The sequence below is a fragment of the Williamsia serinedens genome (assembly GCF_024171725.1).
GTDB classification, from domain to species: Bacteria; Actinomycetota; Actinomycetes; order Mycobacteriales; family Mycobacteriaceae; genus Williamsia_A; species Williamsia_A serinedens.
This window is the reverse complement of record NZ_JAMTCG010000004.1, coordinates 431,242-440,492: the sequence shown is the minus strand read 5'-3', so window position 1 is coordinate 440,492 and position 9,251 is coordinate 431,242. Positions and strand designations below refer to the sequence as shown.

The window sequence follows — 9,251 nt, the reverse complement described above, 5'->3', positions numbered from 1 at the left end:
GCGCGGCCCGTCGCACCTCGACCGCTCCGTACACCACGACGCCCGCCGCAGGATCTGCGGCGGGCGTCAGGTCGGCGGTGTGGAGCCGGTCAGGGGCAGGGTGCGGGGTGGGTTCTCGCCCAGGTGGGATCGAGCGCGCCGAGAACGATCCCGATGGCCCGGGGGTCGGAGGTCATCTGCATGTGGTCGACCTGGGCGGTGGGACAGCCGTCCTGCACCCACAGGTTGCGGACGCTCGCGCCCGGGCCCGCGGTGAGGAACGTCCGTTCCTGCGGGGTGACCATGTTGTCGTCTCGTGTCCCGACGACGACGTAACGGACCCCCGGCTGGGTGTCGCCGCCTGCGTTGAGCGCGTTCATGAAGGGCGAGCCGATCATCTGCTCGACGTAGGACGGCCCGACGGCGAGCGCGGCCAGCCGGACGACCGGGATGCCGAGCATCTCGCCGACCGCGCCGATGAACTGGTTGCGGTTGAACGAGGTCCCGTGGTTGGTGCCGGCCAGGCTCACCAGGGTGTTGACCTTGTTCGCGGCCGGGTTGGACGGGGTCGTGCCCCCGTCGAACTTCATGTACTGGCGAGCGACGACCGCGCCCTGCGAGTGGCCCACGATGTCGACCTGGGCGGCGCCGGTCTCGGTGAGGACCGTGTCGACGAACTTGCCGAGCATGCGCGCCGACTCGCGGATGGAGTCGCCGCCGAACAGGTCGAGCAGGTTCTGCAGGCTCGCGGTCTCCCGCTTGCCGTACGAGATCGTGTAGACGCAGTAGCCCTGGTCGCGCAGCGCGGGTGCGAGCTTCTCCCACGTCTTCGTCGGGTTCGACCAGGTCCCGTGCACGAGCACGACCGGTCGCGGGTGCGCGGCGGAGGGTCGGCAGGTCGGCTCGTCGACACCGGACGTCGGTCGCGGCGCCGCCCCTGCCTGCGCGGGGATACCCAGCAGGATCGCGACGATCGCGGTCAGAACCGAGACCCGTCGTACGACGCGGGCAGACACCATCGAGCCACTCCTTCTCTCAGCCCCCGCCGCACATGACAAACTCTTTACGATCGCGAAAAAACTCCGCTATGACGCGACGGTACGCCACACTCGCCCGAGAACGGGAACTGGTTCACCCGTGCCAGAGCGCGTGGGCCGAGTCGTCACCGGACCGATGCCACGACGAGACGTTCGACGGGTCCGGTCTGTGCCGAATGCTCGGTTCACGCGATCGCCGGCACGAGAAGCACGTACATGACGAGGAACACGGCGCACAGGCCGGCGGAGACGGCGACGACCATCTGGTGCGCGATCGAGGTCCGCGAGCGGGTCAGTTCGGCCAGGACGATCAGCACGGTGACGATCGGGAGCGCGGCACGGCCGACGGCCTGCAGCTGACCCGAGCAGACCGGCAGGGCGATCATCGCCGCGGTGAAGACGGTGTACGTCGGCGGGAACCGGCGGACCATCAGACCGAGCGCGACGACGCAGACCGCGAGAACCGTGAGGTTCAGTGGGCCGAAGAGATAGTTCCCCGGGTCGCCCCACGTGGTGTCCCGGACCGCGTGGCCGACCGCGACCCACGGCCAGTCCAGCTCGCGGTGCCACCGATGCGCGTTGACGTGAAAGGTGACCAGCCGGTCGCCGGTGCGGATCCAGCCGTACGCCAGGAACGCGATCAGACCCGTCGGTGCGATCGCGACGCCGACGAGCGGCCGCAGCAACGGCACCCGCGCGCCGGCCCGACGGGCCACGACGACCACGACGATCACCTCTGCGGCGATCACGAGCGTGAGCATCACCCCCGGTGGCCGCGTCGCCGACGCCAGTGCCGCGACGGCGCCCGCGGCGATCCAGCGATGCTGTCGTGTGAGGAGCAGGGTGGCCACGGCGAGAAGTACGAACAGGCTCTCGGCGTAGACGGCGGAGAGATAGAAGCCGAGTGGCGTGACGGCGAAGTAGATGCAGGCGCGTCGGGCCACCCCCAGGCCGAAGTCCCGGCGGACGACGAGGTGGACGAGGACGGACGCGACGAGGCCGGCGGCGTTCGCGACGACGAGTCCGGCGACGACGTGCGCTGTGTGGCCCCCGCCCCCGACGTAGCCGAGCAGCCGCACGAGAGCCGGATAGAGGGGGTAGAACGCCCACTCGTCACCGGGCCCCGCACTGTAGCCGTGGTCGGCGATGCCGAGGTAGTAGTCCGCGTCGAAGTGGCTCCAGATCGGCTCCGACCGGCCGGCGACGCCCGTCGCGATCGGCGCCAGGTAGGCGCTCGCGAACGCCGCGAGTCCGAACAGGGCCGCGTGCCAGATCGCGAACGGCGCCACGGCGTCGGGGACGGCCTGTCGCAGTCCGCCGTCGGCCGAGGGTCGCAGCCGGTCGAGGACCGTCGTGCGGACCATGGGGTGGGTGCTCACCGCCCATGCATAGGCGGTGCGGGGCCGGTGTCACCGGCGAGCGACGGCCGTTCCTCCGTTCGGAGGACAGTGCCCCTGGCCGGCGGCAGGTCTCAGCGCGGCGTGACCCAGCAGGTGATGGCGCAGTGCACGACCTCGACGCCGTGCTTGTCGGAGATGGCGATGTCGACGACGACGTCGCGGCCCTCGCCGACCGTCGCAGGGTCGATCGGGTCGGCCAGCGTCGCGACCGCGCGCAGTCCGGTGGTCGCCTTGGTGAGGTATTGCGACGTCATGCCCTTGGGGATCCACCGCAGGTCGGTCGGCGTCGACGCCTCCATCAGCATGCCCATGGCCGTCTCGGCGAGATTGCACGCGGCGATCGCGTGATAGGTGCCGATGTGGTTGTGCACGCCGAACCACTTCGGCGACGTGACCACGCACCGTCCGGGCTCGAGCTCACGCACCAGCGGGAGGATGGTGCCGAAGTAGGGGACCCGTGCGACCATCCCGAGGGAGAACACGGTGGCGCCGACGATGCCGCTCGGCAGCCGACGCCACAGCGCGTAGGTGGGCGTGACGCCCGCGGGACGGGCCGGCGCGACGGTGTGCTGTTCGCTCATGCGGCGAGACTAACGGCCATTTGGACCGGCACCGGGTCCTGGTGCATACTGTTCGGGTTGCCCAGAGCGGGTGCCGTCTCGTGCGGCCTTGATCCGGGCGCCGATCGTCCCGGCGGAGCAAGCGGTTCCCGAACTGCTCCGAGCACCGGGGGTTCGATCACCGAGCTCGATCACATGCGGTCGGAACAAGGGTGACAGCGCACAGGTATGTCCGGTGCGCGCGACACGCCCGACCGCGGGTGCCGGAGCAGCCCCGGCGCGACAGAAGAGCTGTGGCGTCCGCCGACCACCGTCGACGGACGCGAACGCACAACGACAGATGAACAGTGTCGATCACCCACCCGGGCGTCCGGGTCGGACGGCGTGTGAGCCGTCCGGTGGTCTGTCCTGACCCGCGCACGCGGGGCCCGTTCGCGGGGCATCTGTCGCCGAGTCACCAGACGGAAGAGGACACAGCGTGGCGGGACAGAAGATCCGCATCAGGCTCAAGGCCTATGACCACGAGGCGATCGACGCATCGGCGCGCAAGATCGTGGAGACCGTGACCCGCACCGGGGCGCGTGTCGTCGGCCCGGTGCCGTTGCCGACCGAGAAGAACGTGTACTGCGTCATCCGCTCGCCGCACAAGTACAAGGACTCGCGCGAGCACTTCGAGATGCGGACGCACAAGCGTCTGATCGACATCCTCGACCCGACCCCGAAGACGGTCGACGCGCTCATGCGCATCGATCTGCCGGCCAGCGTCGACGTCAACATCCAGTAGTCGGCACCGGAGTGGGTCGCGACGCCGATGCGTCACGCGGGCCCGCTCCGGAGGCCGCCTGTAGGGATCGAACACACAGGGACCAGATACAGACATGACTCAGAACAGTGGGAAGGGGATCCTGGGCACCAAGCTCGGGATGACCCAGGTCTTCGACGAGAACAACCGCGTCGTGCCGGTGACCGTCGTCAAGGCCGGTCCGAACGTCATCACGCAGATCCGCACCCAGGAGACCGACGGCTACACCGCCGTGCAGCTCGCCTACGGCGCGATCGACCCGCGCAAGGTGACCAAGCCGGTCGCCGGGCAGTTCGCCAAGGCCGGTGTCACGCCGCGTCGTCACGTCGCGGAGCTCCGCGTCGACGACACCGCGGAGTACAGCGTCGGCCAGGAGCTGACCGCCGAGATCTTCGCCGACGGCGCGCACGTCGACGTGACCGGCACCTCCAAGGGCAAGGGCTTCGCCGGCGTCATGAAGCGTCACGGCTTCGCCGGCCTGGGCGCCAGCCACGGTGCGCACCGCGTCCACCGCGCCCCCGGCTCGATCGGTGGCTGCGCCACCCCGGGTCGTGTCTTCAAGGGCATGCGGATGGCCGGGCGCATGGGCAACGAGCGCGTCACCACGCAGAACCTGACCGTGCACAAGGTGGACGCCGAGGCCGGCCTGCTGCTGATCAAGGGAGCCATCCCGGGTCGCAAGGGCGGCGTCGTCATCGTCCGCGACGCAGTGAAAGGCGGTGTGAAGGCATGAGTGTCGACACCACGAAGTCGGCCACCAAGCTGACGCTGGACGTCCGGACCGCGGACGGCAAGACCGACGGCACCGTCGAGCTGCCCGCCGCGATCTTCGACGCGCCGGCCAACATCGCGCTGATGCACCAGGTGGTCACCGCGCAGCTCGCGGCGGCACGCCAGGGCACGCACTCCACCAAGACGCGCGGTGCCGTCAGCGGTGGCGGCGCGAAGCCGTACCGCCAGAAGGGGACCGGCCGCGCCCGTCAGGGTTCGACCCGCGCCCCGCAGTTCACCGGCGGTGGCACGGTCCACGGCCCGCAGCCGCGCGACTACAGCCAGCGCACGCCCAAGAAGATGAAGGCCGCCGCCCTGCGCGGTGCCCTCTCCGACCGGGCGCGCAACGAGCGCATCCACGTCGTGACCGAGCTCGTCGCGGGGCAGACCCCGTCGACGAAGTCGGCCCGGCAGTTCCTGGAGCTGCTCAGCGAGCGCCGCAAGTTCCTGGTGGTCATCGGCCGTGAGGACATCACCGCGCAGAAGAGCGTGGCGAACCTTCCCAACGTGCTGCCGATCAGCCCGGACCAGCTCAACACCTACGACGTCCTCGACTCCGACGACATCGTGTTCAGCGTCGAGGCGCTCAACACCTTCGTCGCGCGGGCCACGGGCGACGCAGCCGCGAAGGAGGCGTGACCATGACCGTGCAGCACAGCGATCCGCGCGACATCATCCTCGCGCCGGTGATCTCCGAGAAGTCCTACGGACTGATCGAGGACAACGTCTACACGTTCATCGTCCACCCGGACTCGAACAAGACGCAGATCAAGATCGCCGTCGAGAAGATCTTCGACGTCAAGGTCTCGAACGTGAACACCGCCAACCGCCAGGGCAAGCGCAAGCGGACCCGGTTCGGTTACGGCAAGCGCAAGGACACCAAGCGCGCGATCGTCACCCTGACCGCCGACAGCAAGCCCATCGAGATCTTCGGGGGACCGATCGGCTGACGCCGGTCGGATCCGAGGAGAGGCAGAGGACGAAGAGTCATGGCCATTCGCAAGTACAAGCCGACGACACCGGGCCGCCGCGGCGCCAGTGGCGCCGACTTCGCCGAGGTCACGCGTGACCACCCGGAGAAGTCGCTGGTGCGTCCGTTGCACGGTCGCGGTGGACGCAACGCCCACGGGCGCATCACCACCCGGCACAAGGGCGGCGGGCACAAGCGTGCCTACCGTCTGATCGACTTCCGTCGCAACGACAAGGACGGCGTCAACGCCAAGGTCGCGCACATCGAGTACGACCCGAACCGCACCGCGCGCATCGCGCTGCTGCACTTCGTGGACGGCGAGAAGCGCTACATCATCGCCCCGCGCGGGCTGAACCAGGGCGACGTCGTCGAGTCGGGAGCCACCGCCGACATCAAGCCCGGCAACAACCTGCCGCTGCGCAACATCCCGACCGGTACCCAGGTCCACGCGGTGGAGCTGCGTCCGGGCGGCGGGGCCAAGATGGCCCGCAGCGCCGGCGCGTCGATCCAGCTGCTGGGCAAGGAGGGCGGCTACGCCACCCTGCGCATGCCCTCGGGTGAGATCCGCCGCGTCGACGTGCGCTGCCGCGCCACCGTCGGCGAGGTCGGCAACGCCGAGCAGTCGAACATCAACTGGGGCAAGGCCGGCCGCATGCGGTGGAAGGGCAAGCGCCCCACCGTCCGCGGTGTCGTGATGAACCCCGTCGACCACCCGCACGGTGGTGGCGAGGGCAAGACCTCGGGTGGTCGCCACCCGGTCAGCCCGTGGGGTCAGCCGGAGGGCCGCACCCGCAAGAACAAGGCCAGCGATCAGATGATCGTGCGCCGTCGTCGTACCGGCAAGAAGCGCTGAGCAGGAGGGAGTAGAACATGCCACGCAGCCTCAAGAAGGGCCCGTTCGTCGACGACCACCTGCTCAAGAAGGTGGACGTCCAGAACGAGAAGGGCACCAAGCAGGTCATCAAGACCTGGTCGCGCCGTTCGACCATCATCCCCGACTTCATCGGTCACACGTTCGCCGTCCACGACGGCCGCAAGCACGTGCCGGTGTTCGTGTCGGAGTCGATGGTCGGGCACAAGCTCGGTGAGTTCGCGCCGACGCGCACGTTCAAGGGCCACATCAAGGACGACCGGAAGGCGAAGCGTCGATGAGCACCGCTGAGACCACCGCCAACCCGACCGCGAAGGCCACGGCCAAGTTCGTCCGCGTCACGCCGATGAAGGCGCGTCGCGTGATCGACCTGGTGCGCGGCAAGAAGGTCGACGAGGCACTCGACATCCTGCTGTTCGCGCCCCAGGCGGCGAGCGAGCAGGTCGCGAAGGTCGTCGCCAGCGCGGCGGCCAACGCGGAGAACAACCTCGGGCTCGACCGGCGCACGCTGGTCGTCTCGCAGGCGTTCGCCGACGAGGGCCCGACCATGAAGCGCTTCCGTCCGCGGGCCCAGGGCCGTGCGTTCCGGATCCGCAAGCGCACCAGCCACATCACCGTGGTCGTGGAGAGCGTGCCGGCAGGGCAGCAGGGCCGCGCGCGGTCCAAGCAGCCCAAGAAGCAGCAGACGAGCAAGGGAGCCTGACCAGTGGGCCAGAAGATCAACCCGCACGGCTTCCGTCTGGGTATCACCACCGACTGGAAGTCGCGGTGGTACGCCGACAAGCAGTACGCGGACTACGTGAAGGAAGACGTCGCCATCCGCAAGCTCCTGTCCACCGGACTCGAGCGCGCCGGCATCGCGAAGGTCGAGATCGAGCGCACCCGTGACCGGGTCCGCGTCGACATCCACACCGCCCGTCCGGGCATCGTCATTGGTCGCCGCGGCGCCGAGGCCGATCGCATCCGTGGCGAGCTGGAGAAGCTGACCGGCAAGCAGGTGCAGCTGAACATCCTCGAGGTGAAGAACGCCGAGAGCGAGGCGCAGCTGGTGGCGCAGGGCGTCGCCGAGCAGCTGAGCAACCGTGTCGCGTTCCGTCGCGCCATGCGCAAGGCGATCCAGTCGGCCATGCGGCAGCCCAACGTCAAGGGCATCCGCGTGCAGTGCTCCGGCCGCCTCGGCGGTGCGGAGATGAGCCGCAGCGAGTTCTACCGCGAGGGCCGCGTGCCCCTGCACACGCTGCGTGCCGACATCGACTACGGCCTCTACGAGGCGAAGACGACCTTCGGCCGCATCGGCGTGAAGGTGTGGATCTACAAGGGCGACATCGTCGGTGGCAAGCGTGAGCTCGCCGCCGCGGCCGCCCCCGCCGGTGACCGTCCGCGCCGTGAGCGCCCGCAGCGTCCGCGTCGCAGCGGCGCGTCGGGCACCACCGCGACGAGCACCGAGGCCGGCCGCGCAGCCGCCGACACCGCGACCGCGGTGGCGACGGAGGCCCCGGCCCCGACCGAGAACCAGGAGGGCTGACCCATGCTGATCCCTCGCCGGGTCAAGCACCGCAAGCAGCACCACCCCAGCCTCAAGGGGCAGGCCAAGGGCGGCACCCAGGTGACGTTCGGTGACTACGGCATCCAGGCACTGGAGAGCGCGTACATCACCAATCGTCAGATCGAGTCCGCGCGTATCGCCATCAACCGGCACATCAAGCGTGGCGGCAAGGTGTGGATCAACATCTTCCCGGACCGTCCGCTGACCAAGAAGCCCGCCGAGACCCGCATGGGTTCGGGCAAGGGTTCGCCGGAGTGGTGGGTGGCGCCGGTCAAGCCGGGCCGCGTGCTGTTCGAGATGAGCTTCCCCAACGAGCACACCGCTCGTGAGGCTCTGCGCCGCGCGCAGCACAAGCTGCCGATCAAGACCCGCATCGTGACCCGAGAGGAGCAGTTCTGATGGCACTGGGCATCGCCGCGTCCGAGCTGCGCGCACTGGGTGACACCGAGCTCCTCGAGCGCCTCAAGGAGTCCAAGGAGGAGCTGTTCAACCTCCGGTTCCAGATGGCGACCGGGCAGCTCGACAACAACCGCCGACTGCGGCTGGTCCGTCGTGAGATCGCACGCGTCTACACCGTGCTGCGGGAGCGCGAGCTGGGCCTGGCCGCAGGTCCCGACGCCGACGGCGGTGACGACGCATGAGTGAGGATTCGACAGTGAGCACCGCAACAAGCGCCTCGGGGACCACCGAGCGCAACCAGCGCAAGACGCGGGTGGGCTACGTCGTCAGCGACAAGATGCAGAAGACGATCGTGGTCGAGCTCGAGGACCGCGTGAAGCATCCGCTGTACGGCAAGATCATCCGCACCACCTCCAAGGTGAAGGCGCACGACGAGCAGGAGATCGCCGGCATCGGCGACCGTGTCCGTCTGATGGAGACCCGACCCCTGTCGGCCACCAAGCGGTGGCGTCTGGTCGAGGTCCTCGAGAAGGCCAAGTAAGCCCCTCGAACACGTGAGAAGGCCCGTCACCCCTGCGGTGGCGGGCCTTTTCCGTGCGCCGGGCACCTGGGGGTCAGCTGTGAGTTGTCACGGAATCCGGCTGTCCTGGTTGCGCGGATTGTCGATCGTTCGGGTGACCTCCCGGTGGGGCTGTTGTTGCTGATGATGTCCAACGATCCTGTTGCGGCGCAATGTCTTTGACGGTGCGAAAAGCTCGTGGCGTGCCACATCGACGGCCGACGAGAACGGTGCGAAATGCACTCGATCAACGACAGTGGATCGTGAGATCGCACAGTTATGATCAGTGCGGCTCACCGGCGCACCTCGGGGGATGTGCGCGCAGGCGGGCCGGTCTGTCGAGGGTCGTGGGAGAAA

General features: G+C 68.8%; 15 protein-coding genes. 11 read left to right on the top strand and 4 right to left on the bottom strand.

Features of this window, described 5'->3' with window-relative positions; translation table 11 throughout:
* Positions 1–89: 89 nt before the first annotated feature.
* The 3 genes from LX12_RS13005 to LX12_RS12995 form a co-directional block, all read right to left on the bottom strand.
* The gene (locus LX12_RS13005) at positions 90–998 is read right to left on the bottom strand and encodes an esterase/lipase family protein (protein ID WP_253654963.1); all 909 of its coding nucleotides are present in this window, start codon (positions 996–998) and stop codon (positions 90–92) included.
* A 203-nt stretch (positions 999–1,201) separates the two neighbouring features.
* Entirely contained in the window at positions 1,202–2,395 is a 1,194-nt protein-coding gene (locus LX12_RS13000) for a mannosyltransferase family protein (protein ID WP_253654962.1), read from the bottom strand.
* A 92-nt stretch (positions 2,396–2,487) separates the two neighbouring features.
* Positions 2,488–2,997 carry a hotdog fold domain-containing protein gene (locus tag LX12_RS12995; protein WP_253654961.1) on the bottom strand — a complete coding sequence of 170 codons (510 nt, stop codon included), beginning with the start codon at positions 2,995–2,997 and terminating at the stop codon, positions 2,488–2,490.
* 457 nt (positions 2,998–3,454) lie between these two features.
* Here LX12_RS12995 and rpsJ point away from each other — a divergent pair, with 457 nt between their 5' ends.
* The 11 genes from rpsJ to rpsQ all read left to right on the top strand — a co-directional run bounded on the left by rpsJ (position 3,455) and on the right by rpsQ (position 8,876).
* Positions 3,455–3,760, top strand: a complete 306-nt coding sequence (rpsJ, locus tag LX12_RS12990) for a 30S ribosomal protein S10 (RefSeq protein ID WP_003938093.1) — start codon at positions 3,455–3,457, stop codon at positions 3,758–3,760.
* Between the two features lie 94 nt (positions 3,761–3,854).
* Positions 3,855–4,511 (top strand): 50S ribosomal protein L3, encoded by a 657-nt coding sequence (rplC, locus tag LX12_RS12985; RefSeq protein ID WP_253654960.1) that lies wholly within the window; start codon positions 3,855–3,857, stop codon positions 4,509–4,511.
* The gene (gene rplD, locus LX12_RS12980) at positions 4,508–5,188 is read left to right on the top strand and encodes a 50S ribosomal protein L4 (protein ID WP_253654959.1); all 681 of its coding nucleotides are present in this window, start codon (positions 4,508–4,510) and stop codon (positions 5,186–5,188) included. Before rplC ends, rplD begins: the two co-directional genes overlap by 4 nt.
* A 2-nt stretch (positions 5,189–5,190) precedes the next feature.
* Positions 5,191–5,499, top strand: coding sequence for a 50S ribosomal protein L23 (gene rplW / locus LX12_RS12975; RefSeq protein ID WP_253654958.1), 309 nt, complete (start codon positions 5,191–5,193; stop codon positions 5,497–5,499).
* Positions 5,500–5,538: 39 nt separating this feature from the next.
* A complete protein-coding gene (gene rplB, locus LX12_RS12970; protein ID WP_253654957.1) occupies positions 5,539–6,372 on the top strand; it encodes a 50S ribosomal protein L2 in 834 nt (277 codons plus the stop codon).
* Positions 6,373–6,389: 17 nt separating this feature from the next.
* Positions 6,390–6,671 carry a 30S ribosomal protein S19 gene (gene rpsS, locus LX12_RS12965; RefSeq protein ID WP_026917259.1) on the top strand — a complete coding sequence of 94 codons (282 nt, stop codon included), beginning with the start codon at positions 6,390–6,392 and terminating at the stop codon, positions 6,669–6,671.
* Entirely contained in the window at positions 6,668–7,093 is a 426-nt protein-coding gene (rplV, locus tag LX12_RS12960) for a 50S ribosomal protein L22 (RefSeq protein ID WP_253654956.1), read from the top strand. Before rpsS ends, rplV begins: the two co-directional genes overlap by 4 nt.
* Before the next feature lie 3 nt (positions 7,094–7,096).
* The gene (gene rpsC / locus LX12_RS12955; protein WP_253654955.1) at positions 7,097–7,915 is read left to right on the top strand and encodes a 30S ribosomal protein S3; all 819 of its coding nucleotides are present in this window, start codon (positions 7,097–7,099) and stop codon (positions 7,913–7,915) included.
* A gap of 3 nt (positions 7,916–7,918) precedes the next feature.
* Positions 7,919–8,335, top strand: coding sequence for a 50S ribosomal protein L16 (rplP, locus tag LX12_RS12950; protein WP_253654954.1), 417 nt, complete (start codon positions 7,919–7,921; stop codon positions 8,333–8,335).
* Positions 8,335–8,577, top strand: a complete 243-nt coding sequence (rpmC, locus tag LX12_RS12945) for a 50S ribosomal protein L29 (RefSeq protein ID WP_299571588.1) — start codon at positions 8,335–8,337, stop codon at positions 8,575–8,577. The genes rplP and rpmC overlap by 1 nt, the downstream gene beginning before the upstream one ends.
* On the top strand, positions 8,574–8,876 hold the full coding sequence (gene rpsQ / locus LX12_RS12940; protein ID WP_253654953.1) for a 30S ribosomal protein S17: 303 nt from the start codon (positions 8,574–8,576) through the stop codon (positions 8,874–8,876). The genes rpmC and rpsQ overlap by 4 nt, the downstream gene beginning before the upstream one ends.
* Positions 8,877–8,963: 87 nt before the next feature.
* Here the strand turns inward: rpsQ and LX12_RS12935 are convergent, their stop codons facing one another.
* Positions 8,964–9,191 carry a hypothetical protein gene (locus LX12_RS12935; RefSeq protein WP_253654952.1) on the bottom strand — a complete coding sequence of 76 codons (228 nt, stop codon included), beginning with the start codon at positions 9,189–9,191 and terminating at the stop codon, positions 8,964–8,966.
* Between the last annotated feature and the right edge of the window lie 60 nt (positions 9,192–9,251).